Source organism: Solidesulfovibrio sp. (assembly GCF_029978005.1).
Taxonomy (GTDB): Bacteria; Desulfobacterota; Desulfovibrionia; order Desulfovibrionales; family Desulfovibrionaceae; genus Solidesulfovibrio.
Genome location: NZ_JARKOZ010000044.1, coordinates 1 through 25,227, shown reverse-complemented (window position 1 = coordinate 25,227; position 25,227 = coordinate 1). Strand labels below are relative to the sequence as shown.

Here is a 25,227-nt window from a genome sequence, read left to right as displayed (position 1 = left end):
GGGGCTTCGCGGAAACAGGAAAGGCGGCTGCAGCCGCCTTTCTTTGGCCCGGGCGCGCCCCGCGGCTCAATCGGCCTTGAGGGTGTCCACCAGGCGGGTCAGGCTGTCGGCCTGGCCGGCCAGCTCCTCCACGGAGCCGGCGGCCCGGGCCATGGCCTCGGCCGTCTCGTCCGAAATCCGGTTGATGTCCTCCACGGCCCGGTTGATCTGCTCGCTGGCCGCGGACTGCTCCTCGGAGGCCGTGGCGATGGACCGCACCTGGTCGGCCGAGGCCTCGACGATGGACACGATCTCCCCGAGCATGGTCCCCGAACGGTCGGCCAGATCCGTGGCCTGGTCCACGGCCCGGACCGCGCCCTCCACGCCCTCGATGCTCGAACGGGCGCCGGTCTGGATGGCGCGCACGGCGTCGCCGACCTCCTTGGTGGCGGTCATGGTCTTCTCGGCGAGCTTTCTCACCTCGTCGGCGACCACGGCGAAGCCGCGCCCGGCTTCGCCGGCCCTCGCCGCCTCGATGGCGGCATTGAGCGCCAACAGGTTCGTCTGGTCGGCGATGTCGGAAATCACCCCGATGATGGCGCCGATGCCCTCGGCCTGCTTGCCCAGGGCGTCCATGTTGGCCCGCAGCGTGGCCGCCCGCTCCTGGACGCCGTTTATGGCCGCGACCACCTGGCGCACCACATCGGCCCCGTCCTTGGCCTTGTCCCGGGCCTCGCCCGCGCCCTGGGCCGCCTCGGTGGCGTTTTTCGCCACTTCGAGCACGGTGGCGTTCATCTGCTCCATGGCCGTGGCCGTTTCGCCGGCATGGCGGCGCTGGAGGTCCGCGCCCTCCTTGGATTGCTCGATCTGCGAGGAGAGTTCCGTGGAGGCATGGACCACGGCCCTGGCCACGTCCTCGATGCGGGCCGCCGCATCGAGCTTGCCCTGGCGCTGGGCCTCGGCCGCCTGACGCCGCGCCTCGTCGGCCTCGGCCACGGCCGCGTGGGCGCGCTGGGCCTCGGCCGCCGCCTCCCGGGTCTTTTCCTCGGCCTGGGCGATCATCCTCTTGAGGTTGTCGACCATGCGCGAAAGCGCCCGGGCCAACACGCCCGTCTCGTCCGCCTGCCTGATGGTCAGCGTATGGGAGAAATCGCCGTCGGCCACCTTGCCCGCGAAATCAGCGGCCTGCCGCAGCGGCCGCACCAGGCTCGCGGCGAAGCCCCACAGCACGGCCAGGGCCAGCACCGTGACGCCGAGCCCCACCCCGACCTGCCACTTGGTGTTTTCCCGGTCGAGGCCGGCCATCTGGGCGTCCAGGGCCTTGCTCTCGGCCAGCACGACGTCCGGGGGGACGCGGATGAACACCGCCCAGGGACGGTCGGTGCGGCCGAGCTTGATGGGCGAAAGCGCCCGGTAGTTGCCCGTGACCTCGCTGATGTCCGTGATGGTCTGGCCTTCGCGCACCGCCTTGGCCATCTTCTCCCAGTCCTTGGAAACCGCGCTCAGGGGCTGCCCGATGGTCCCGGGCTGGGAGCTGCTGGCCACGACGAGCCCGTCGTGGCTCACGATGGCCACGTCGCCCCGGCCGCCGTACAGGCCGGAATTGACCTTCTTGGCCAGGTCCTGGAGGAAGTCGAGGCGCAGGTCGGTGCCGGCGACGCCGAGGAACTTGCCGTCCTTTTTCACGGGCACGGAAAGGGTGGTCAGCCACTCCTGCCGCCCCTGGACGATGTAGGGAAAGGGATCGAGCACGCTCTCCTTGCCGGACTCGCGCGGCCAGAGGTACCAGCCGCCCTTGCGCACGCCGTTGGGATGGCGGTCCTGGCTTTCGTACTCCACCAGCAACTGGCGGGCGATTTTGCCCGTGACGTCGCGGTTCCAGTAAGGCACGAAACGCCCGACGGCGTCGTGATCGTCCTTGGCCGCGCCGGCGAACTCGTCGTCCCGGTCGTCCAAGCCGTTGGGCTCCCAGGCGGAATACGTGCCCAGGTACTGGGGATTGTTCTTGAGCACCTCGAGCAGGATCGTGCCGAGCACCTCGCGCACGTTGTTCTTCGTCCCCTCCCGGGCCGAAGCGCGCGCCGACTGGTCGCGCAGCACCTCGAACGCCTTGGCCATGGTCCGGGCCGTGACCAGGTTGTCCTCCAGGGCGCTCTGGATGACGGCGGCCTGGTTGGCGGCGAGGTTGGCGAGATTGCGCTTGGCTTCCTGCTCCAGCAACGCGCCCACACGTTGGGACACCAGGGCCTGCGTCTTCCCGGTCGAATAAAGATTGTAGCCCACGAGCGCGGCAGCGGTGGCCAGCAGGCAGCTTCCCGCCAGCAGCAGTATCTTCGCCTGAATCGATTTGAGTTGCATAGTCACCCCTTCGCCCAACGTACCCTTTCATGCGCCAATCGATGAACAGCCGACACCAACCCAGCCGACAAGACAACTGTTCCAGAAGGGGAACCGAAGCATACAATGCTTCTTTCCTCCCCTACACATCGCGAAAGAAGAGTGGCACAATGGACAATATGACTTCTACACGCCATTTCTGAATTTTGCAATAAGAATTCGACCCATTTAAAACGACGTCCCGAGAGCCATTGCAGGCCATTTCTTGATCCGCCCCGATCACCGTACCTTACCGCATCCTTTCCATCGATCCTCGTACCGGGGTGAAACGCTTCGCCGTCCTGACGCTGCAGTCGTGACGTATCCCTTCCGGCGGCCCGAGCCATATTTTTTCCGAAACACGACCATGACGGTTCCGTTGCGGTTTGCATGCAAATCTTTTATGGGTGCACACTTTCTGTCGCCAATTCGGGAATATCAGGGGGTACTTCATGAAACGCCCGATCCTCGCCGCCGTGCTCGTCCTCGAAGCCGTCCTTCTCGCCGCCTCCGCCCTGACGGACGGCGTGTTTTCCATCTGCCTGCTGGTCCTCGCCTTCGTCTGCCCGGCCGCCGCGCTCCTGTGGACGAGCCGTCGCGCCGAGGCCGTCTTCGTCTGCATCGAACAGATCTTCGCGGCCATGGCCTCGACCACCTTCGACTGCCAGCTCGAGGACGATCCCGTCCTTTGCGTGGACACCCTCCGCCAGGCCATCGCCAACCACGAAAAGACCCTCAAGGAACGCCTCAGCAAGGACGAAGCCATGCTCTCCAACATCATCACGCCCATGGCCATCGTGGGCGAGAAAGGGGAGATCAAGTGGCTCAACGAGCAGATGGTGCGCCTGACCGAGAACGACGGCGCGCCCCTGACCCACGTCGGGACCAGCTTCGCCCGATTCTTCTACGGCGACTCCCGCGAGACCGTCGCCGACCTGGCCATCCGCCAACGCTCCCGCCAGTCGTCGAAGACCGAATTCGACACCCGCAAGGGCAAGCACAAGTTCATCAGCATCTTTTCCACGCCCATCCTCGACTTCGACGAAAAGCTCATCGGCGCCTTCGTGTCCGTGGCCGACTTCACGGGCGTGGTGCTCAAGGAACGCACCATCACCGAACAGAGCCAGCGCATCGCCAAGGGCGTGGCCGAGGCCACGGCCGTGTCCGAAAGCCTGGCCGAGGCGGCCGACCAGATGACCAGCCAGATCGCCCAGTCCACCGAAGGCATGGAGGAGCAGCGCTCCCGCACGGCCGAGGTGGCCACGGCCATCGAGGAAATGAACGCCACCATCCTGGAAGTGGCGAAAAACGCCGGCGACGCCGCGGCCACCGCCGGCCAGGCCAACTCCCTGGCCACCAAGGGCGCGGACCTGGTGGACCGGGTCATAAACGTCATGGAGTCCGTCAACGCCAAGGCGACCGGGCTCAAGTCCGAGATGCAGGACCTCGGCGGCCAGGCCCAGGGCATCGGCCAGATCATGCAGGTGATTTCCGACATCGCCGACCAGACCAACCTTCTGGCCTTAAACGCGGCCATCGAGGCCGCGAGGGCCGGCGAGGCCGGGCGCGGCTTCGCCGTGGTCGCCGACGAGGTGAGAAAGCTCGCCGAAAAGACCATGACCGCCACCAAGGAAGTCAGCAACTACATCCAGGCCATCCAGGAAAGCGCCCGGCGCAACATGACCGCTACCGACGAGACCTCCAAGGTCATCGAGGACGCCGACGCCCTGGCCCACGACGCCGGCGACGCCCTGCGCCAGATCCTCCATTTCGTGGAAAAAACCTCGGACCAGGTGCGCGGCATCGCCACGGCGGCCGAGCAGCAGTCCTCCACCTCCGAGGAAATCAACCGCTCCACGGACCAGATCAACCGCATCGCCGAGGAGACCGCCGGCGCCATGTCCATGGCCTCCTCGGCCGTGGCCAGCCTGGCCCATCTGGCCACCGACCTCAAGACGTCCATGACCCGCATGCATCTTGAGCAGTGAGGGCCACGACCGCGCCGATGCATTGACATCGCGCCCCGCAGGGCATAGCGGCAAACCGCATCGCAAGTCGTCGTGCCCGCGCGGCCGCAGAGGCGGCCCGCCGGAGCGCGTGGAAGGATTGCCGTCATGGAACTCTTCGGCATTTCCCTGGCGTTTTACGCGCTCGGGGCCATCGCCGCGCTTTGCGCCGGCCGCGGCCGGCTCGCCAACGCCCTGGGCGCGGGCGCGGCCTTGGCCGGCTCCGTGGTCGGGCTCGCGGCCTTCGCCGTCGCGCCGGCCAGCGCCGTCTCCCAGGTCGTCCTGCCCTGGGGACTGCCCGTGGGCTCCCTGACGCTCGGCCTCGACCCCGTCAGCCGCCTGTTCCTGCTGCCCGTGTCGCTGCTCGGCGCGGCCTGCGCCGTGTGCGGCGCGGCCAGCCTTGCCGGCCACGACCACGACGAAGCCGGCCACGGCGGCCTCGGCGCGCACTGGTGCTTCTTCAACCTTCTCCTGGCCGGCCTGTCCCTGGTCATGGCCGCCCGCGACGCCGTGTGCTTCCTCGTCGCCTGGGAGATCATGTCCCTGGCCCCGTTTTTCCTCATCGGCTTCCACGACGACGAGGTCGAAGTCCGGGAAGCGGCCTGGACCTACCTCGTGGCCGCCCACCTCGGCGCGGTCTGCGTGCTGGCCTTTTTCGCCGCCTTCTGGGCCGCGGCCGGGACCACGGGCTTCGACGCCCTGGCCCAGGCCGCGGCCGACGGCCGCCTGGCCGCGCCTTCGGCCCTGTTTCTCCTGGCGCTGGCCGGGTTCGGGGCCAAGGCCGGATTCTTCCCCCTGCACGTCTGGCTGCCCGAGGCCCATCCGGCCGCGCCGAGCCACGTCTCGGCCATGCTGTCCGGGGCCATGATCAGCGCCGGCGTCTACGGCCTGTGGCGGGCCGTGGAGCTCCTCGGCCCGGCCCCCCTGTGGTGGGGCTGGACCCTTTGCGCCGTGGGGCTGGTCTCCGCCGCCATGGGCATCCTCCAGGGCCTGGCCCAGGGCAACCTCAAGCGCCTGCTCGCCTATTCCAGCGTCGAGAACATGGGCTTGGCCTGCCTGGGCCTGGGACTGGGGCTCGTCGGCCGGGGCCTGGACAACCCGGCCGTGGCCGTGCTGGGGCTCGCCGGCGCGGTCTTTGGCGTGATGAACCACGCCGCCTTCAAGGGGCTGCTGTTCCTGTGCGCCGGCGAGGTGCTCCACGCCGTGGGCTCGGTGCGCATCGCCCACCTGGGGGGCCTCGGCAAGCGCATGCCCGTGGTCGGCGCGGCCTTTTTCCTGGCCAGCGCCGGCATCGCCGGCCTGCCGCCCCTGGCCGGCTTCGCCGCCGAGCTGCTGCTGGCCCTGTCCCTCCTGGCCGGTCTGTCCCTGCCCGGGCTCCTGCCCCGCGTGGCCATGGCCGGGGCCCTGGCCGTGGTGGCCGGCGTCGGCGGCGTGGCCCTGGCCGCCTTCGCCAAGGCCGGGGGCTTGAGCTTTCTCGGCGCGCCGCGCACCCCGGCCGCAGCCAAGGCCCCCGCACCCGGGCCGATCTCCCGGGCCGGACTCCTTTTCCTGGTCGCGGCCGTCGCCGCCGCCGCCGTCTTCGCCCCGAACCTCCTCGGCCTGGCCGGCCCGGCCGCCCTGGATTTTCCGGGCCTCGACCCGGCCCCGGCCCGGGCCGTGCTGGCCGAGGCCGCCGGCGTCCTTGCAAGCGTCCGCGCCGTGGGCGGCGTCCTGGTCGTCCTGGTCGTCCTGCTCCTGGTCCTGCGCCGCCGCCTCGTCGCCGCAAACGGCGCGCGCCGCGAGCCCACCTGGGGCTGCGGCTACCTCGCCCCCACGGCCCGCATGCAGTACGGCCCGGCTTCCTTCGTCGAGCCGGCCGCCCGGGTCATGGGCTCGGCCATGGGCGTCACGCGCCGCCTGGACATGGACACCGGCTATTTCCCGGCCAGGGCCCGGTTCACGGTCACGGCCCCGGACCGGCTGCGCCTGGCCTTTTTCACGCCGCTGTTCGAAGCCGTGGCCCGGGCCTGCGACGCGGCCAAGGTGGTGCAGCACGGCCGGGTGCACCTCTACATCCTCTACGTGCTGGCCACCGTGGTCCTGCTTTTGGCCTGGAAGCTCTGACATGCACGCCTACCTCCACCTCGCCCTGGCCTTGGTCCTCGCCCCGCTGATTCCCGGCATCGTCAACCGGGTCAAGGCCCGCGTGGCCGGTCGGGCCGGCAAGCCCGTGCTCCAGACCTATTTCGACCTGGCCAAGCTCGTGCGAAAGGGCGTGGTGACGAGCACGACCGCCTCCTGGGCGATCTTCGCCGGCCCCGTCGCGTCGCTTGCCGCCGTGGGCTGCGCCCTGCTCCTCGTGCCGGGGCCGGCAACGTCCGCGCCCGTGTCCTTCGCCGGCGACTTCATGTTCCTGGCCTACCTGCTCGGGCTTTCCCGCCTGGCCCTGATCCTGTCCGCCCTGGACACCGGGTCGAGCTTCGAAGGCATGGGGGCCAGCCGCGAGGCCGTCTTCTCCGCCCTGGCCGAGCCCGTGCTCTTCCTGTGTTTTTTGAGCCTCGCCGCCGACGGGACCGGGCTTTCCCTGGACAGCCTGCTGGCCGTGTCGGACGCCAAGCCGCTCGGCGCGGCCCATCTGTTCGTGCCGGCCATCCTGTTCGTCCTGCTTCTGGTCGAAAACTGCCGCATCCCGGTGGACGATCCCAACACCCACCTGGAGCTGACCATGATCCACGAAGTCATGGTGCTGGACCACTCCGGACCGGACATGGCCGCCGTGGTCTACGGCGCGTCGCTCAAGCTCTGGCTGTTCTGCGCCCTGACGGTGCTCTCGGTCATGCCGCGCACGGGGCTTTCCCCGGTCGCGGCCTGGGGCGTGTTCCTTGCGGGCATGGCGCTCGCGGCCGTGGCCGTGGGGCTGGTGGAATCGGCCATGGCCAGGCTGCGCCTCACGCGCGTGCCGCGGCTTCTCGGCGGGGCAGGGGCGCTGGTCGCCCTGTCCCTGGTCCTCTCGGTATGGAGGTAGCCGGCTGGTGGAACTGTACCATTCCGTCATGGTGGCGCTTTTGTGCGTCGATCTGGCCTTTCTGGCCGTCACGCGCCTGCGCTCGCTCACGCGCCTGACCGCCGTCCAGGGCGCGCTGCTCGCCCTGGTGCCGGTGCTCTCCGCCCCGGCCGGGGATTCCGGCCACATGGCGCTTCTTTCCCTGGCCGTTTTGGCCATCAAGGGCGTAGGCTTCCCGTGGCTGCTGGCCCGCACCCTGACGCGCCTGGAGGTCAATCCGGTGGTCGAGCCCTACCTCGGGTTCAACCTGTCGCTTCTGGCCGGCGTTTCGGGCCTGCTCTTCTCGCTGTGGCTGGAAACGCGCCTGCCCTTTCCGCCGGGCCTTTTCCCGCCCCTGCTTTTCCCCACGGCCCTGACCACCATCTTCACCGGACTGACCCTGGTCATCGCCCGGCGCAAAGCCCTGACCCAGGTCATCGGCTACCTGGCCGCGGAAAACGGCATCTTCCTCCTCGGTACGCCCCTGTCCGTTCAGGGCTCGGTCTGGCTCGAACTGTCCGTGCTCCTCGACGTCTTCGTGGCCGTCTTCGTCATGGGCATCGCCATCCACCACATCAACAAAACCTTCGAGTCCATCGACGTCGGCCGGTTTTGCACCCTGCGGGACTGATCCATGCTCCTCGCCGCCCTGCCGCTCACCCCCCTGGCCGCCGCCGTGGCGACCGTGGCCATCCCCGCCGACGGCGCGCGCCGGCTGGTCCTTGTCGCCGCCGCCGTGCTCCATGCCGTCCTGACCGCCGCCACCTTCGCCCACCCGCCGCAACCGGCCTGGGGCGGCCTCCTGTGCCTGGACGCGCCCGGACAACTCTTCCTGGCCCTGGCCAGCGCCCTGTTCCTGGCCGCCTCGGTCTACGCCGCCGGCTACCTGCGCCACGAGGGCGCAAACGCCACCAAGCGCGACTTCCAGGACGGCGCGGCCTTCGTCAACGCCCCGGAACGCATCTTCACCATGTGCCTGTGCCTGTTTCTGTGCGCCATGACCGTGGTGTGCGCCACGCGCAATTTGTCCGTGCTGTGGGTGGGCATCGAGGCCACCACGCTTTCCAGCGCGCCGCTGATCTACTTCCACCGCCACCGTCGCTCCCTGGAGGCCACCTGGAAGTACCTGGTCATCTGTTCCGTGGGCATCGCCCTGGCCCTTCTCGGCAACATCCTTTTTTCCGTGGCCTTTTTCGATCCGGCCGCGCCCCTGGCCTCCATGGACCTGGCCGCCATGCTGCCGCGCGCCGCCGAGGCGGCCAAGCCGTGGCTGCGGGCGGCCTTCATCTTCGTGCTCGTGGGCTACGGCTCCAAGATGGGGCTGGCCCCCATGCACAACTGGCTGCCCGACGCCCACAGCCAGTCGCCGTCCCTGGTCTCGGCCCTGCTCTCCGGTGCGCTCCTCAACTGCGCCTTCCTCGGCATCCTGCGCGCCGGGCAGGTGCTCGCCGCCGCCGGCATGGCCGACTTCAGCGGCGAACTGCTGGTGCTCTTCGGCCTGGTCTCGTTGGCCACGGCGGCCGTCTTCATCGTGGGCCTCGGCGACTACAAGCGCCTGCTGGCCTATTCCAGCGTCGAGCACATGGGCATCCTGGCGCTCGGCGTCGGCATCGGCGGCGGCGCGACCTTCGGGGCCATGCTCCACGCCGTCAACCACTCCCTGACCAAGGGCGCGCTCTTCCTGCTCTCGGGCAACATCCTGGCCGTGTACCACACCCGGTCCTGCCACGACGCGCGCGGCGTCTCCCGGGCCCTGCCGGTCACGGCCGCCCTGTGGCTGGCCGGCTTTCTGGCCATCTGCGGCTCGCCGCCCTTCGGCATCTTCGTGAGCGAACTGACCATCCTTCAGGCCATGCTGGCCGGCGGCCACACCGTCTCGGCGACGCTTTTCCTGGTTCTTCTGGCCGTCATCTTCGTCGGCATGTCCGTGCCGGTCCTGCGCATGGTCCAGGGCCCCCTGCCGCCGGCGACGTCGAGGCCCGGCCCGGAAAGCCCCCTGGCCGTGCTGCCGCCCCTGGCCCTTTTGTGCGCCACCCTCGTCCTCGGGCTGTACCTGCCCCGGGGCCTGTCCGCCTTTCTCCACCAGGCGGCCTCGGCCCTCGTCCTCGGAGGCTAGGCCGTGGAATTCGCCCATACCCAGAGCATCGCCGTTAACGACGTTCCGGCGCTTCCCGCGCGGGACCTGCGCCGCGAGATCCTGTCCCGCGTGGCCGCCGGCTGGCGCGTGCTGGCCCTTTGCGCCCTGCCCGGCCAGGACGGTCCGACCCTGGCCGCCGTGTGCGGCCGCGACCGCGACGGCCGGCTGTCCTTCCACCGGTCGGTCCCGGTCGCCCGCTACGAGTCGCTTACCCCCGAATGCCCGCAGTGCCACTGGTTCGAGCGCGAGCTCCACGAAAAAAGCGGCATTGTGCCCGAGGGCCATCCCTGGCTCAAGCCCGTGCGCTTCGCCGCCCGGTGCTGCGGCATACGCCCCGAGCCCGGGGTCACGGACTATTTCCGCATCCACGGCGAGGAAATCCACGAAGTGGCCGTGGGGCCGGTCCACGCCGGCATCATCGAGCCCGGGCACTTCCGCTTCCAGTGCTTCGGCGAAAACGTCTTCCACCTGGAAATAAGCCTCGGCTACCAGCACCGGGGCATCGAGGCCATGCTCGCCGGCGCGCCGGACGCGCGCACGCCGCACCTCATGGAAACCGCCGCCGGGGACACGTCCATCGGCCACGCCCTGGCCCACGCCGCGGTCATGGAGGCCCTCACCGGGCAGGCCGCCCCGCCGCGCGGCCGGGCCATCGGCCGCGTCGCCCTGGAGCTCGAACGCCTGGCCAACCACACCGGCGACATCGGAGCCCTGGCCGGGGACGTGGGCTATCTGCCCACCATGTCCTATTGCGGCCGCATCCGGGGCGATTTCCTCAACATGACGGCCATCCTCTGCGGCAACCGCTTCGGCCGGGGCCTGGTGCGCCCGGGTGGAACGCGCCACGACCTGGACACGGGCATGCTCCGGGTGCTGGCCGGCCGCCTGGAAGCCGCCCGCCGGGCCGCCTTCGGCGCGGCCCAGCTCCTTTTTTCCGCCTCCACGGTCCTGGCCCGCTTCGAGGGCACGGGCCGGCTCTGCGCCGACGCCGCCCGCGACCTGGGGCTGGTCGGGCCGCCGGCCAGGGCCTGCGGCCTGGCCCGCGACGCCAGGCGGTCCTTCCCCCTGCTCGGGGCCGACGCCAAGGACATCCCGCTTTCGCTCCACGACTTCGGCGACGTCTATGCCCGTGCCCTGGTGCGCCGGCTGGAGATGGAGGCCTCGCTCGACTTCGTCGACGCCGCCCTGGCCGCCCTGCCGGCAGGGCCGGCCTTCGCGCCCCTGCCGGCCGGCCTGCCGCCCGGTCGCCTGGCTGTCGGCATCGTCGAGGGCTGGCGCGGCGAGATCCGCCACCTGGCCGTGACCGGCCCGGACGGGCGGTTTCTCGCCTACAAGCTCTACGACCCGTCGTTTATGAACTGGTTCGGCCTGGCCGTGGCCCTGCGCGGGCAGCAGGTGTCCGATTTTCCCCTGTGCAACAAGAGCTTCAACCTGTCCTACTGCGGCCACGACCTGTAGGAGGCGGCCCCATGCTCGACATCCTCGCCGAACGCCTGCGCCAGGGCCGCCGCACCGTGGCCTTCCCCGAAAGCGTGCCGGACCTGCCGCCGCGCTATCGCGGCCTGCCGACCCTGGCCCCGCAGTCCTGCGACCCGCCCTGCGCCTCCTGCGCCGGCGTATGCCCCACCGGGGCGCTCGGCCGCGACGCCGACGGCCTCTACCTGGACCTCGGCCGCTGCCTGTTCTGCGGGGCCTGCGAGGCGGCCTGCCCCAGGGGCATGGTGACATTTACCCGCGACCACCGGCTGGCCTCGTCCACGCGGCAGGGCCTCGTGCTGCGCCCGGGCCTGCGCCCGGCCGTCGCTCCCCTGGAGCCGGGCAGGCGACGGCTTTTCGCCCGGTCGCTCAAGCTGCGCGAGATCAGCGCCGGCGGCTGCAACGCCTGCGAGGCCGACACCAACGTCCTGACCACCGTGGTCTTCGACCTCGGGCGCTTCGGCATCGACTTCGTGGCCTCGCCGCGCCACGCCGACGGCGTGGCCGTGACCGGCCCCGTGCCCCGCAACATGCTGGCTGCCACGCTCTCCACCTTCGCGGCCGTGCCCGATCCGCGCGTGGCCGTGGCCATCGGGACCTGCGCCGTGTCCGGCGGCCTTTTCGCGGCCGGCCCGGAAGCGGCCGAGGGGGCCACGCCCCATCTGCCGGTCGACCTCTTCATTCCCGGCTGCCCGCCCCATCCCCTGACCATCCTCGACGGCCTGCTGCGGCTGCTGGGCATGAAAACGCCCTAGGCCCACCACGTCTTGCGGGTCGCGCCCAAAACGGGCAAGAGGAAGGAAACGGTCGGATTTCGGCGCGCGGCCATGCGCGCAACGCAACCCCTGTCAAGGAGTCCCCATGCCCAGCCCCACCAGCTTCACGCTCTTCAGCGGCGGCGCCCAGGGCGCCGAAGCCGAGTTCGGCCGCCAGGCCGAACTGCGCGGCATCCAGGAAGTCAACTTCACCTTCGAGGGCCACCGCATCGAGCGCACGCGCGGCATCCGCGTCCTGACCCAGGAGGAACTGGCCAAAAAGGACGTGAGCCTCACCTACGTCTCCAAGCTCCTGTCGCGCAAATTCAGCAACGGCCCGCAGATCCGCATGGTGCTGCGCACCATCATGCACCAGATCGACGCCGGACTGGAGATCTTCGTGGTGGGGACCATCCAGGACGACAACACCGTCAAGGGCGGCACGGGCTGGGGCGCGGAATTCGCCAAGATCTGCAACAAGCCGCTTTTCGTCTTCTGTCAGGAAAAGCGCGGCTGGTTCACCTGGGAAAACGACGCCTGGGAGCCCGTGGCCGCGCCGACCATCGGCCACACCCACTTCACCGGCACCGGCACCCGGTTCCTGGAAGAGCCCGGCAAGGCGGCCATTGCCGACCTGTTCGCCAGGTCGTTCGGGTAGAGAGGGAAAAGAGAGAAGATGCCTCCGGCGTCCAGGAGGGGGTGACCCCCTCCTGGACCTCCCCACAAGGGGGAGGAGCGCCGTTCGCTAGGATTGGGACCAGTTCAGGGGAATGGATGACTGAGGGGTCGAAGGCGCGCAGCCCAGAAGCGGGCCGGCGGGAGCGATCGCCGCGCCGAATTCCCGTTGGAAATGGCCGACGGCCGCGCGCTCCGCGCGGCGAAGCGCCGGATGGGCCTTGGCCTCGCTGAATCCCAGGCAGTACATGTCGCACAGGGCGTATTCCCGGCCGGGAAGCGCCGGCATCTCCACCAGCCTGCCGCCCGCGCGCGCCAGCGCCTCCCGGGCCTGGCCGCCGTACCGGCGGCCGTCCGCCCCGGTGAAGCCATCGAAGAAAAGGAAATCCTCGGGCTTGCCGTAGAAGAGATTTTTGACCGCCACGTAGTCCACCCGGTCCCGGAAGACCGCCATGGCCGCAAGCACGTTGTCGGCCGAGGTCTGGACGTTGGACACCACCACGGCCACGGTCGTGCGGTAGCCCTCCCGCTCGTACTCGTCGAGCACCGGGCTGATGCCGCCCTCGCCGACCACCCGCGTCAGATCGCCGAGGCAGCCGGCCGGAAAATCGAACAGCAGCGTCTGCGCCCCCAGGTCCAGGGCGTCCACCACCGTGCCCCGCTCCTCGCGGCGGCGCAGGTCGAACACGCCCACGCCCGTCAGCGGGTCCTGGGGCGCGGCGAGCCGGCCTTCGCCGTCGCGCGCGCCGTAGTACTGCAACAGCTGCCCGACCTGGCCGTCGGCGTCGAAGGCGGCCACGCCGAGGCCCAGGCCATAACGCAGATGGTCGAGCAGGGCCCGGGAAAAGGTCGTCTTGCCCGAGCCGCCCTTCTGGCTCATGATGAAGATCGCGCGTTTCACCGTCGTCTCCTTCCCGTCAGCAGCGGCCGTCGAAGGCGTCGAGGGCCGCGAGGAAGCGCTGTGCGTCCGAAGCGTCGTTGTAGCAGTGCGGCGAGAGCCGGATGCGCCCGGCCCGCAGGGATACGGCCACGCCGTGATCCATGAAGTACTTGAAAAGCCCGGGCGCGTCGGGGTGGTCGAAGGCCAGGATGCCCGAGCGTTCGGGCCCGGACAGGGGCGAGGCGACCCCGAGACCGCGGGATGCAAGCTCCCCCGCCAGCAGGTCGGTCACGGCGAAGATGCGCGCCCGCACCTCCTCCGGGCCAAGCTCCATGAAAAGCGACAGCGACGCGCCGTAGGCGCAGATGCCGGCGATGTCCTGGGTGCCCGGCTCGAACCGGCCGGCGTCCTCCTTGAGGGCGAACTCCGGGCGCAGCTCCTCGGCCCGGCGCATGGAGCGCCAGCCGGCCAGGGGCGTGGAGAGAAGCGCGGCGGCCCGGGGCGCGACATAGAAGATGCCGAGGCCCATGGGCCCAAGCTGCCACTTGTGGCAGCCGGCGGCCAGGAAATCGACGCCGAGGGCCGCCGCGTCCATGGGCAGCGCCCCCAGGCTCTGGATGGCGTCGAGGCACAAAAGCGCCCCGGACTCCCGGCAAAGCGCCGCCAGTTCCTCCACCGGCGCGGCCACGCCCGTGGTCCAGTCCACGGTCGAGGCCACGACCAGCCGGCAGCCCGGAATGATCCGCCTGGCCGCGTCCATGTCCACCCGACCGTCGTACTTGGGGATTTCGACCACCGTGACGCCGCGCCCGGCCAGATTGTCGAAGGGAAAGCGCAGGGTGGGGAAATCCGGCCAGGTCACGGCCACCCTGTCCCCGGGCACGAAGTCGAGCCCGGCGGCCACGAGCCCCAGGCCGTGGGAGGTGTTGCCCGTAAACGCCACCTCCTCGGGCCGGGCTCCGAGCAGCCGGGCGGCGAGAACCCGTGTCTCGGCCACGGCCGCCATCCAGCGGAAGTAATCGGCCGAGGCGCGCCGGCAGCGTTCCTCGAAAACGGCCTGCCCGGCCAGGCAGGCCCGCACCGGCAGGGGCGACACGGCGGAATGGTTGAAAAAGACGGTCTCGGCCACGACCGGAAACTGCGCGCGCAAGAGGGCTTGGTCCATCTTTCCTCCCCGGCGGACCGTGGATGCGGCCGCGCCGGCAGGGTACGGGGGAAACCGGCCAAGGACAAGCCCGCCCGGGAATGCCGCGGGGCAACAAAAGGCCGGGAAGCCACCTGGCGGCTTCCCGGCCTTGACTCGCGGGGTCGCGCGCTAGAAGCGCTCGAAGTCGTCGTCCTTGTCGCCGAGGTCGATGCCCACGCCGCCGGCGGCCGGCTTGGCCGCGGCAGGACGCGCCGCCGGGCGGGCCGGGGCGCGGCGGGCGGCGGCCGAAGGCAGGGCCTTGACCATCCGCATATGGCCGCGACCCGTGCCGTCCACCCGGAAGAAGGCCATGGTGCTTTGCAGCTGTTCGGCCTGGCTGGACAGTTCCTCGGAGGTGGAGGCCATCTCCTCGGAGGCCGAGGCGTTTTGCTGCACCACCTGGTCGAGCTGCTGGATGGCCTTGTTGATCTGGTCGGCCCCGGAATTCTGCTCCTGGCTGGCGGCCGCGATCTCCTGGACGAGGTCGGCCGTGCGCTGGATGTCGGGCACCATCTTGGTCAGCATGGACCCGGCCCGCTCGGCCACCCGGACGCTCGAGGCCGACAGTTCGGAGATCTCGGCCGCGGCCGATCCGCTGCGCTCGGCGAGCTTTCTGACCTCGGCGGCGACCACGGCGAAACCCTTGCCGTGCTCGCCGGCCCGGGCGGCCTCGATGGCGGCGTTAAGGGCCAGCAGGTTCGTCTGCCGGGCGATCTCCTCGATGATGGAGATCTTCTCGGCGATGTTCTTCATGGCCGCCACGGCCGAGACCACGGCCTCGCCGCCCTCCCGGGCGTCCTGGGCGGCCTTGACCGCGATGGACTGGGTCTGCTGGGCGTTTTCGGCGTTCTGCTTGATGTTGGAGCTCATCTCTTCCATGGACGAGGAGATTTCCTCCACGCTGGCCGCCTGTTCGGTGGCCCCCTGGGACATGCTCTGGGCCGAGGCCGACAACTCCTCGGAGCCCGAGGCCACGTTCTCCGAGGCCGACTGGACCTCGGCCACCACTTCGCGCAGCTTGCCCACCATTTCGTTGAGCGAGGCCGCCAGCACGCCGATCTCGTCCTTCTGCTCGATGTCGAGCAGGCGGGTGAAGTCGCCTTCGGCCATGGCCTTGGCGAAGGCCACGCCCTTGATGACCGGCCCGGTGATGGCCTTGGTGAGGAGCACCGCGATGACGATGCCGAGCAGGATGGCGATGCTCAACCCCGCGATCATGACGGAGGAGGCGCTGGAAAGGCTCGTCACGGCGTTGTTGGCGATCTTCTGCGTGGCGTCCAGGGCGGCCAGGGCCGTCTCCTCGGCGGCGTCCTGCACGGCGTTGGCGGCTTCCAGGCGCTTGGCGGACAGTTCCTGTAAAATCTTGTAGTTGTCCAGGAAGTCGAGCAGGGCCTGGTGATATTTCTGAAGGGCGTCCTTGATGGCTGCCAACTGACGCAGATTGCCTTCGTTGCGGGTCTTGGCCCGCAGGGCCTCCACATCGTGCTCCAGGCTGGAGAAGTTCTTGATGACTTCCTCGATGAGGCGCGGATCCCGGTAGAGCTGACCCCGGTAGTTGCCGATCCGGATGGCCGTGCCGAGGGTGATGATGTCGGTGATGTTGTCGAGCTTCTCGGCGCGGTCCTTGAGCGCTTCCGTGGGAAGGCCCTTGCCGATCTCCTCGATCAGGGTCTTGGTCTGGCTGTCCTGGTAGGCGTCGCAGTTCTTCACGAACTCCGAGGCCGCGGCGTCCAGGACGCGACGCACGCCGGCCACGGCATCCATGCGCGACGTCGTGTCGTTGATGAGCTTCTCGTATTCGGCCGTTTTGGCCTGGGCCTTGGTCACGTCCTCGCGCAGCTTGACAAGGGCCGGGTACTTGTCCGAATGGGCCTTGGCTTCGGCCAGGGCCTTCTTGAGTTCGCCGAGGTTGCGCAGGCCGGCTTCGAGCTGCTTCTTGTCCTCGCTGTAGCCGTAGCCGCGCATGTCCATCATGGTGGCCAAGGCGGAACGTTCGATGGCGTTGGCGATGTTGAGTTCCGGAACGAATTCCTTGGCCAGGCGCGTGGATTCGCCTTCCACGGAATGCATGTTGACCACGGCCAAGCCGCCCAGAACGCAGGCGATGAGGATCAACAACCCGAATCCGACGCTGATCTTGATGCCGAGCTTGAGATTTTTCACGGCCCGCTCCCCCTCTGTCGTTTCTTTTCCCAGTGAGCGGCCCAAGATGCGAGTCCTGTGAATCCGGGCCGAAACGCGCGTATTGCCGCAGTCCTGACAATTGGCCTATTTCCCGTTCCCTTGCAACGCAAAATGGAGGCTTCCGGGAAGCGGATGGACGTCCGTCGGCTTTTCCCATACGTTCCAAGGCCAAGGACCACCATGCGTTTGCTGGACGACTTCCGCCTTGCCGCGCGCCTGGCGCGCCGGGAACTGCGCGCCGGCCTGCGGGGCTTCGGCGTCTTTCTGGCCTGCCTGGCCTTGGGCGTGGGCGCGGTGGCCGGCGTGGGAAGCCTGGCCGCCTCCCATGCCGACGCCCTGGCCCGGGACGCGGCCGCCCTGCTCGGCGGAGACCTGGAGGCGGCCCTGTCCCAGCGGCCGGCCTCGCCCGAGGAACTGGCCGCCCTGTCCGCCCTGGGTCGGGTGTCCCACCTCGTCTCCATGCAGACCATGGCCCGACGCGGCGACGGCCCGGGCAAGCGCGCCCTGGCCACCCTGCGAGCCGTTGACGACGCCTATCCCCTGTACGGCGAGGTGCTCCTCGACCCGCCCCAGTCCCTGGCCGAGGCCCTGGGCGTACGCGACGGCCTGCCCGGCGCGGCCGCCGCGCCGGAGCTGCTCTCGCGCCTGGGGCTCACGGTCGGCGATCTGATCCGGGTGGCCGACGCCACCTACGTCGTGCGGGCGAGCCTCGGCCGCGAATCCGACGCCTCGGCCGGCTTCTCCACCCTGGGACCGCGCCTGCTGGTGCAGGCGAAAACCCTGGAAAAGGCCGGCCTGACCGGCCCCGGCAGCCTCACCCGCCACTACTACCGGGTCAAGCTCCCGCCCGGTTCCGACGCCAAGGCCCTGGCCGAGGGACTGCGCCGGGAATTCCCCACCGCCGGCTGGCGCATCCGGGACGCCGCCGCAGCCCAGCCGGGGCTGTCGCGCTTCATGGACCGGCTCACGGCCGCCACGGGTCTTGTCGCCCTGGCCGCCCTGCTCCTCGGCGGCATCGGCGTGTCCCAGGCCGCTTCGGGCTATCTGGCCGGCCGCACGCCCTCCATCGCCATCCTCAAGTGCCTGGGCGCGCCGCGTCGCGTGGTCGCCCTGACCTATCTCCTTGTCGTTTCCGCCCTGGCCGGGCTCGGCATCGTGGCCGGACTGGCGCTGGGCGCGGCCGCGCCGCCCCTGGCCGGGCCGCTGCTCTCCCGGTTCCTGCCCGCCGCCCTGTCCCCGGGTCCGTTTCCGGAGGCCCTGGCCCTGGCCGGGCTTTGCGGCGCGCTGACCACACTGGGCTTTGCCCTGCCGCACCTGGCCACGGCCGCCGCCTCCCCGCCCTTGCTCCTTTTCAGGGGCTACTCCGTGCCCCATCTGTCCCGGCCGACCCTGACCGCCAGGCTGCCGGGCCTGGTTTGTTTGGCCGCCCTGGCCGCCCTGGCCGTGGCCGTTTCGCCGAGCCGCCGCCTGGGGCTCGGGTTCGTGGCCGCCGTGCTCGGGGCCATGGCGCTTTTTCGGCTCTTCGCCTGGCTGGCCGTGCGTCTGGCCCGGCTGCCCGGACGCCGCCACGGCCCGGTGGGGCTGGCCCTTCGCGCCCTGTCGCGGCCGGGCAACCAGGTCGGGCCGGTGCTGGCCGCCCTGGGCCTGGGGCTGACCGCCCTTTGCGCCATGACGCAGGTGGAGGCCAATTTCCGCCAGGCCGCCACCGAAGACATCCCCAAGACCGCACCGGCCTTTTTCTTCGTGGACATCCAGCCCGGGCAGTTGGCCGATTTCCTGGCCGTGACGGAAGGCACGCCCGGCGTGACGCGCGTGGAGTCCTCGCCCATGATCCGGGGCCGCATCGCCCGGATCAAGGACGCGCCCGTCGAAACGGTGGAGGTGGACGAGGACGCCCGCTGGGCCGTGCAGGGCGACCGGGGGCTGACCTTCGCCGCAAGCCCGCCACGGGGCAGCCGCGTCGTCGCCGGAAGCTGGTGGCCGGCCGGCTACGCCGGGCCCCCGCTGGTCTCGCTGGAGGAAGGGGTGGCCAAGGGCCTGGGGCTCGGCGTCGGGGACGCGGTGACGGTCAACGTGCTCGGCCGCGAGATCACGGCGACGGTGGCCAGCCTGCGCCGGGTGGACTGGCTGAGCCTCGGCATCAACTACGTGTTCGTCTTTTCGCCGGGAAGCCTTGACGGCCTGCCCATGACCCACCTGGCCACGGCCTACGTGGACGGCGCGGGCAAGGACAACCCGGGCGAGGCGGTCTTCGCCGCGGTCACGGACCGCTTTCCCAACGTCACGGCCATCGGCATCGGCGACGCCCTGACCGACGTCCTGGCCATCGCCGACAAGGTGGCCGGGGCCGTGTCCGCCGCCGCCGGGGCGACGCTGCTGGTCGGCATGCTGGTGCTGGTCCAGACCATGGCCGCCGGCATGCGGCGTCGGCGCTACGAGGCGGTCTTGTGCAAGGTGTGCGGCGCGAGCCGCCGGCAGGTGCTGGCCATGCTGCTGGCGGAAAACGCCTTTCTCGGCGTGCTGGCGGGGTTCACGGCGCTCGGGCTCGGCGCGGCCCTTTCCTGGGCCTTCGTGACGTCGTTCATGGAGCTGCCGTTCCGCTTCTTCCCGGGGCCGGCCGTGGCCGCCGTGGGCATCGCAACCGGCCTGACCCTCGTGCTCGGGCTGGCCGGCGTGCTGCGCGCCCTGTCGGACAAGGCCTGGCCCTATCTGCGCAACGAATAGGCGGCTTGACGGGGCGGCTCAGTCGTCCGCGCCCACGGGGCGTTCGGGCAGGCCCTGGCGGCGGCTTTTTTCCAGCCGGTCGTAGATGGCCAGCTGGCGCGGCGAGAGCATGGGCCGGATCTTCTCGTCGCTGCGCCGCAGGATGCCCTCGATCTCGGGGCGACTGCGGCCGATCAGCCGCTGCATCTCCAGGAAGACCTCGTTCCTCGTCTCCTGGAACCGGCGTCGCTGCTCGGGATCGAGGTCGAGAAGGCGCATTTCCTCGGCGTCCACCCGCTCCCGGCTGACGTCCAAGGCGGCCGCGTCCCGGTCCCGCATCTCGTGGGTGGCCCGCCAGGTGGCCGCCGCCCAGCCGATTCCCAGGCCGAGGACGAGGACGCAGGCCGTGCCGGCAAAGCGCCCCATGAGCCGTCGCCAGTTGTTAGGCATAATCTTTCTCCAAAAATTCACGCAACTTGCGTCTAGCCCGAAAGGCCCGCACCTTGACGTTGACCCGGGACAGGCCGGTGATGGTCGCCACTTCTTCCACGCTCTTGCCCTCGAGCCCGAGCAGAACCATGAGCGCCCGGTCCTTCTGGCACAGGACCGAGGCCATGGCCGATTCGAGGCGGCGGCGGGCCTCGCGGGCCTCCAGGCGCTCCTGGTCGCGCTCGTCGGCCAGACCGTCCTCCAGGCCGTCCACGAGCCCGGCCTCGGCCTTGCGTCGGCGCAGCCAGTCGATGCAGGTGTTGGCGGCGATGCGGTGCAGCCAGCCGCGAAAGACCGCGCCGTTTCGCAACGCGCCGAGGTTCAGGTAGGCCTTGACGAAGACCTCCTGGGTCAGGTCCTCCAGGCCGTCGGGATCGTCGCAGAACCGGGAGACCACGTGCAGCACGGCCGCCTTGTGCCGCGCCACCAGCACGGCGAAAGCCCGCTGGTCGCCCCCCGCCGCCTTGCGGGCCAGGGAAGCGTCGTCAATGCCCTCCGGTCGTGCCTCGCCGCCTGCCATCTCCGTGAACCGCCACATCGTGATTTCTGGTCACGCGGCCGCGACGGCCCCATGACGACGGTTCAGGCGCGGCAACGGCCCGTCCGGTTACACCCCCGGCTCGACAAACCGGCGGGCGGACGCTATTTCCCGGGCGCGGCGGGCATCGCGCCCGCCAGCCCATCCCGGAGCGCGCCATGCCCCCAGCCGACGACCGCAACATCTACCTCATCGGCCCCCGGGCCTCGGGCAAGACCACCCTCGGCAAACGCCTGGCCGAACGCCTGGGCCGGCCTTTCACCGACCTCGATGCAGTCTTCGTGGAAGTACGCGGCGAGACCATCGCCGATCTGGTCGCCCGGGAAGGCTGGGACGCCTTCCGCCGGGCCGAGGCGGCCATCCTGGCCGAGACCGGCAAACGCCCGGGCCAGGTGGTGGCCACGGGCGGCGGCGCGGTGCTCCTGCCGGAAAACCGGGAGATCCTGTCGCACGGCCTGGTCTTCTACCTCCAGGCCGACCCCGATCGGCTGGTCGAACGGCTCATGGCCGACCTCAACGAGGCGCAACGGCCGAAACTGACCGCCCTCGGCCTTCGCGAGGAGATCGCCGCCACCCTGGCCGAACGCGAGCCCCTCTACCTCGCCTGCGCCCACGCCTGCCTGCCCGAGCGCGGCATCGACGAACTGCTGGACTTCGCCCTGCGCGCCCTGGCCGCCTGGCGGGCGGAATGAAAAAACGGGGAAAGGCGGACAACCGCCCTTCCCCGTCCCGATCGTCGTCCCGGCGGGCTTGCAGGGCTTTCCTGCCCGGCAGCGGCTCGCTGCCGAGCTTTTCCAGGGAACCGGCCCCGAAGTGGATGCGCGAGGGCATGAAGTGACTGAATTGCCTGACTGCGCCTTGTGTTCTGGCCGCCCGAACGCGTCGCGGCGACCGGGGAACGCCCTGCATGCTAGTGTCTGCCGGCCGCCTGGGCCAGTCACATTCCTCGGAAAAGATTACCCGATCCTTCGATCGCGACCGGGGGGGACGCGGCCCAGAGAAAAAGAAGCGACGCGCGGCGGGCCGCCGTCCCGGGAAGGCGGCCGGGCCTCCCCGGGTGGAGCGGGTCTTTCGCGCTCAGGCGGTGGGGCAGAAAATGGCGGGATCGTCGGTGAAGGGCGTCACGGCATGCTGGCCCGTGGACTCGATGACCGAGCGCCAGTAGTCCGAGGCGATGTTGAGCTTTTTGCGCCGCAGCGTCACGAGGTCGAGCGGCAGGTGCACGTAACGCGAGCCGAGCCTGGAGACCACCATGCCCGTCTTGCCGGCCATGGCGGCGTGCACGGCGTTTTGACCCAGAAATCCGCAGTAGACCCGGTCGTTGGCGTTGGCCGGCACCGAGCGCACGATGTAGCTCGGATCGATGAACTTGAGCGTCATGGGCATGGCGCGCTCGCGGAAATAGGCCTCGATCTCGCAGGCCAGAAACTCGGCGATGTCCCCGAGCACCGGGTTGCCCGAGGCGTCGCGCAGGCCCGTGTCCGGCAGCAGGTCCTGGCCCGCGCCCTCGGCGGCCACGATCACGGCATGGCCCCGGCCCCGCAGCCGCTCCTCCAGCGAGGGCAAAAGCCCGCGCGGACCGGTCAGGGCGAAGGGGTATTCCGGCACCAGCACGTAGTTGACTTCCTTGAGGGCCAGCGTGGCCTGGGCGGCGATGAACCCGGACTCGCGGCCCATGACCTTGACCAGGCCCACGCCGTTGAGCACGCCGATGGCCTCGGTGTGGGCGCAGCGGATGGCCTCGGTGGCCTTTTCCACGGCCGTGTCGAAGCCGAAGGACTGGGGCACGAGGTTGATGTCGTTGTCGATGGTCTTGGGCACGCCGATGATGCTGATCTTGGAGCCGCGCCGGGCGATCTCCTCCTGGATGCGCCGGGCGGCCTTCATGGTGCCGTCGCCGCCGATGACGAAGAGCATGGCCACGTTGAGGCGTTCCAGGGCGTCGGCGATGTCCTCGGGCTTTTGCGGGCCGCGGCTGGAACCGAGCACGGTGCCGCCGAACTGGTGGATGTCCGAGACGTTTTCCGGGGTGAGCTCCACCGGGGCGTGGCCGTAGGACTCGATGAAGCCCTGCAGGCCGAAGCGGATGCCGAGCACGCCGGCCGCGTGGTAGTTGTGGTGGGCTTCCATGACGATGGCCCGGATGACGTCGTTTAAGCCCGGGCACAGGCCGCCGCAGGTGACGATGGCTGCCTTGACCTTGGAGGAGTCGTAGTAGATGCGGCTGCGGGGCCCGGCCGCCTCGAATTCGGCCAGGCACGGGCCGCTGCCCTCGCCGAATTCCCGGGCGTCGAGTTCGATGCGCGCTCGGGCGTCGTCGTCGAAACGGCAGTACGGCAGGGGCGAAGGGATCTTGGCCGGCCCGAGGACCGGTATGGCGGTGTCCACGGGGGCCTTGGCGCAGGCGGCTTCCATCATGTCGGGCGTCTCCTTGATTGGGAAAGGCGTTAGCAGCTTCCCCGGCCCCGGGCAACACGGCCCGGCGACGAAACCACGGAAACGCGGCGGCGGCCCGGACCGCTCCGGGCCGCCGCGACGCCGATGAGGCCCGTGCCCTAGAAGCGTTCGAAATCGGCGTCCTGGAGGGGTTCCAGGGGGATCTTTCCGGCCGGTCCGACGCCGTTGCCCTTGCCGGGAGCCTTGCCGTTGCCCTTGCCGCCGGCCTGGGCCGTCGGCGCGCCGGGCTTGCGGGCCGGGACCGCCGGACGGGCCGCCGCACGGACCGAAGGCGGCGCGGCATGGGTCCCGGGCATCCGGAAGAAGCTCACGCTGGCTTGCAGCTGCTCGGCCTGGGCCGAAAGTTCCTCGGCCGTGGAAGCCAGCTCCTCGGAAGCCGAGGCGTTTTGCTGGATGACCAGGTCGAGCTGCTGCAGGGCGGTGTTGACCTGGACCGCGCCCTGGCTCTGCTCCTGGCTCGAGGCGCTGATCTCCTGGATGAGGTCGGCCGTGCGCTGGATGTCGGGCACGAGCTTGGAGAGCAGTTCCCCGGCACGCTGGGCCACCTGGGTGCTGTTGCGGGAAATGCCGGTGATCTCCGAGGCCGCGGCCTGGCTGCGTTCGGCCAGCTTGCGCACCTCCGAGGCGACCACGGCGAAGCCGCGTCCGTGCTCGCCGGCCCGGGCCGCCTCCACGGCGGCGTTTAAGGCCAGCTGGTCCGTCTGCCGGGCGATCTCCTCGATGATGGAGATCTTGCCGGCGATGGCCTTCATGGCCGACACGGTCTGGGTCACGGCCTCGCCCGAGGACTGGGCGTCCTTGGCCGCCTTGATGGCGATGGCCTCGGTCTGCTTGGCGTTGTCCGCGGTCTGGCCGATGCTGGCGGCCATCTCCTCCATGGCCGAGGAGGATTCCTCGATGGCCGCGGCCTGCTCGGTGGAGCCCTGGGACAGGGAGGACGAGGAGGCGCTGAGCTCCTCGCTGCCCGAGGCCACGTTGATCGAGCCGCCCTGGACCTCGCGGATGACGCTGCCGACCTTGACGATCATCGCGTCCAGGGAGCGCATGAGGGCGTCGGCCTCGTCGCGGGCGTCCACGCGAAAGGTCAGGTCGCCTTGGCTTAAGCGCTCCATGATGCCGGCCACGTGCTTCTCGGCCGCCACCAGCCGCTCCACGGCCGCGAGCAGGGCGTCGTTTTCCGAACGCCGGGCCACGGCCACGTCGAGGTCGCCGATGGCCAGCTTGCCGGCCAGGGCGGCGATGTCCTTTTCCGCCCGCACGAGCGAGCTCAAGGCGCGCATGAGCACGTCCTCCTCGGACCGGACGGTCACGCTGACCTCCAGGTCCCCCTGGGCCAGCTTGGCCACGGCCTCGGCCACCTTGGCCGAGGAGGCGACCATGGCCCGCATGGCCTCGTAGACGCTCTGCGGATGGGCCGCGTCGTGGAAATCCACGGAGAGGTCGCCCACGGCCACCCGCCGGGCGACGGCGGCGATCTCCTCGGGCTCGCCGCCGAGGCTGCGCCGCACCCCGCGCACGATGAGCCAGCCCGTCAGCACCGCGAAAAGCACCATGGCCCCGGTCAGGCCCATGATGATCAGCCGCGACTGCTCGTAAAGGGCCTGGGACTGCTTGTTGCGTTCGTCGGCGTAGCCGAGCTCCACTTCCGTCAGCTTGTTGATGAATTCCCGGGCGAACTCGAACTTCTCGTTGGCCTCGCCCTTGGTCAGGGCCATGGCCGCGGCGGTTCCCGCCTCGTCGCCGCGCAGGCGCTCCTTGAGCACCTTGCCCGAAACGCCTTCCCACTGGCGCAGGGCCTGGTCGAACTGCCCGGCCAGCTGCTTTTCCTCGGGCGTGGTGGTCAGGGCCTTGAAGGAGCCGAACCGGTCCTTGGCCTGTTTGAGGTTGAGGTTGTAGACGTCCTGCTGCGCCTTGTAGGCGTCGCTGCCGGGTTCCGTGAACATCATGGTGCGCTCGGCCACGAGCAACTGGTGCAGGTCCCGGTCGGCCTCGATCAGGAAGTCGACGCTCGGCAGGAAACGCGTGAAGAGCGCGTCGAGATTGTCGCTGATGGTTTTGGCGGCGTGAAAGCCGGTGTATCCGACAACGGCGATGGCGACGACGAGAATGGCGTAGCTGGCGCCCAACCTGAAGCCCAGACGACCGAACAACGTTTTGGATTGCGACATCGTTTCCCCCTGTTGCTTCCCGGTCACAAAAAACATCCAGGCCGCATCGACCGCCTCGGACGGCCGGAACAACGCCGCCTCTGCACGAGACAACCACTTGTCAGTCAAACCGGCATGACGGTAACGTGAATTCTGGAGCGTTTCAATGCTACATGAGCCCCAATGAAAAAGGAAGCCCGGGGACGAAAAGACATTG

18 protein-coding genes are annotated in these 25,227 nt (G+C 69.8%); 10 read left to right on the top strand and 8 right to left on the bottom strand.

Features of this window, described 5'->3' with window-relative positions:
• Positions 1–66 precede the first annotated feature (66 nt).
• Positions 67–2,337, bottom strand: a complete 2,271-nt coding sequence (locus Q1K70_RS04330) for a methyl-accepting chemotaxis protein (protein ID WP_300156215.1) — start codon at positions 2,335–2,337, stop codon at positions 67–69.
• A gap of 470 nt (positions 2,338–2,807) precedes the next feature.
• On the opposite strand from Q1K70_RS04330, the gene Q1K70_RS04325 reads away from it, so the two are divergent.
• From Q1K70_RS04325 to Q1K70_RS04290, 8 genes are all read left to right on the top strand, one after another.
• Complete coding sequence (locus Q1K70_RS04325) at positions 2,808–4,343, top strand: methyl-accepting chemotaxis protein (protein ID WP_300156213.1); 1,536 nt, start codon at positions 2,808–2,810, stop codon at positions 4,341–4,343.
• Between the two features lie 126 nt (positions 4,344–4,469).
• Entirely contained in the window at positions 4,470–6,464 is a 1,995-nt protein-coding gene (locus Q1K70_RS04320; protein WP_300156211.1) for a proton-conducting transporter membrane subunit, read from the top strand.
• Position 6,465: 1 nt separating this feature from the next.
• Positions 6,466–7,365: an NADH-quinone oxidoreductase subunit H gene (locus Q1K70_RS04315; RefSeq protein ID WP_300156209.1), complete on the top strand. Its 900-nt coding sequence runs from the start codon at positions 6,466–6,468 to the stop codon at positions 7,363–7,365.
• A gap of 7 nt (positions 7,366–7,372) precedes the next feature.
• Positions 7,373–8,014, top strand: coding sequence for a hydrogenase-4 component E (locus Q1K70_RS04310; RefSeq protein WP_300156207.1), 642 nt, complete (start codon positions 7,373–7,375; stop codon positions 8,012–8,014).
• A 3-nt stretch (positions 8,015–8,017) separates the two neighbouring features.
• Positions 8,018–9,499: a proton-conducting transporter membrane subunit gene (locus Q1K70_RS04305; protein ID WP_300156205.1), complete on the top strand. Its 1,482-nt coding sequence runs from the start codon at positions 8,018–8,020 to the stop codon at positions 9,497–9,499.
• 3 nt (positions 9,500–9,502) lie between these two features.
• Positions 9,503–10,978, top strand: coding sequence for an NADH-quinone oxidoreductase subunit C (locus Q1K70_RS04300; RefSeq protein WP_300156203.1), 1,476 nt, complete (start codon positions 9,503–9,505; stop codon positions 10,976–10,978).
• Between the two features lie 11 nt (positions 10,979–10,989).
• Positions 10,990–11,751, top strand: a complete 762-nt coding sequence (locus tag Q1K70_RS04295; protein WP_300156201.1) for a 4Fe-4S dicluster domain-containing protein — start codon at positions 10,990–10,992, stop codon at positions 11,749–11,751.
• 106 nt (positions 11,752–11,857) lie between these two features.
• Positions 11,858–12,409 (top strand): hypothetical protein, encoded by a 552-nt coding sequence (locus Q1K70_RS04290; protein ID WP_300156199.1) that lies wholly within the window; start codon positions 11,858–11,860, stop codon positions 12,407–12,409.
• An 87-nt stretch (positions 12,410–12,496) separates the two neighbouring features.
• Here Q1K70_RS04290 and Q1K70_RS04285 read toward each other — a convergent pair whose 3' ends face one another.
• From Q1K70_RS04285 to Q1K70_RS04275, 3 genes are all read right to left on the bottom strand, one after another.
• Positions 12,497–13,327: a hypothetical protein gene (locus Q1K70_RS04285; protein WP_300156197.1), complete on the bottom strand. Its 831-nt coding sequence runs from the start codon at positions 13,325–13,327 to the stop codon at positions 12,497–12,499.
• A 16-nt stretch (positions 13,328–13,343) separates the two neighbouring features.
• Entirely contained in the window at positions 13,344–14,471 is a 1,128-nt protein-coding gene (locus tag Q1K70_RS04280) for an aminotransferase class V-fold PLP-dependent enzyme (protein ID WP_300156195.1), read from the bottom strand.
• 150 nt (positions 14,472–14,621) lie between these two features.
• Positions 14,622–16,655, bottom strand: a complete 2,034-nt coding sequence (locus Q1K70_RS04275) for a methyl-accepting chemotaxis protein (RefSeq protein ID WP_300156193.1) — start codon at positions 16,653–16,655, stop codon at positions 14,622–14,624.
• 201 nt (positions 16,656–16,856) lie between these two features.
• On the opposite strand from Q1K70_RS04275, the gene Q1K70_RS04270 reads away from it, so the two are divergent.
• Positions 16,857–19,400 (top strand): FtsX-like permease family protein, encoded by a 2,544-nt coding sequence (locus tag Q1K70_RS04270; RefSeq protein ID WP_300156191.1) that lies wholly within the window; start codon positions 16,857–16,859, stop codon positions 19,398–19,400.
• An 18-nt stretch (positions 19,401–19,418) separates the two neighbouring features.
• On the opposite strand, the gene Q1K70_RS04265 is transcribed toward Q1K70_RS04270, so the two are convergent.
• Together Q1K70_RS04265 and Q1K70_RS04260 are read right to left on the bottom strand one after the other, a co-directional pair.
• Entirely contained in the window at positions 19,419–19,829 is a 411-nt protein-coding gene (locus tag Q1K70_RS04265; protein ID WP_300156189.1) for a hypothetical protein, read from the bottom strand.
• Positions 19,822–20,406 carry an RNA polymerase sigma factor gene (locus Q1K70_RS04260; RefSeq protein ID WP_300156187.1) on the bottom strand — a complete coding sequence of 195 codons (585 nt, stop codon included), beginning with the start codon at positions 20,404–20,406 and terminating at the stop codon, positions 19,822–19,824. The genes Q1K70_RS04265 and Q1K70_RS04260 overlap by 8 nt, the downstream gene beginning before the upstream one ends.
• A gap of 158 nt (positions 20,407–20,564) precedes the next feature.
• Here Q1K70_RS04260 and Q1K70_RS04255 point away from each other — a divergent pair, with 158 nt between their 5' ends.
• A complete protein-coding gene (locus Q1K70_RS04255) occupies positions 20,565–21,098 on the top strand; it encodes a shikimate kinase (protein ID WP_300156185.1) in 534 nt (177 codons plus the stop codon).
• A 385-nt stretch (positions 21,099–21,483) separates the two neighbouring features.
• Here the strand turns inward: Q1K70_RS04255 and Q1K70_RS04250 are convergent, their stop codons facing one another.
• Entirely contained in the window at positions 21,484–22,821 is a 1,338-nt protein-coding gene (locus Q1K70_RS04250; RefSeq protein WP_300156413.1) for an ATP-dependent 6-phosphofructokinase, read from the bottom strand.
• Positions 22,822–22,961: 140 nt separating this feature from the next.
• Positions 22,962–25,031, bottom strand: coding sequence for a methyl-accepting chemotaxis protein (locus Q1K70_RS04245; RefSeq protein WP_300156183.1), 2,070 nt, complete (start codon positions 25,029–25,031; stop codon positions 22,962–22,964).
• Between the last annotated feature and the right edge of the window lie 196 nt (positions 25,032–25,227).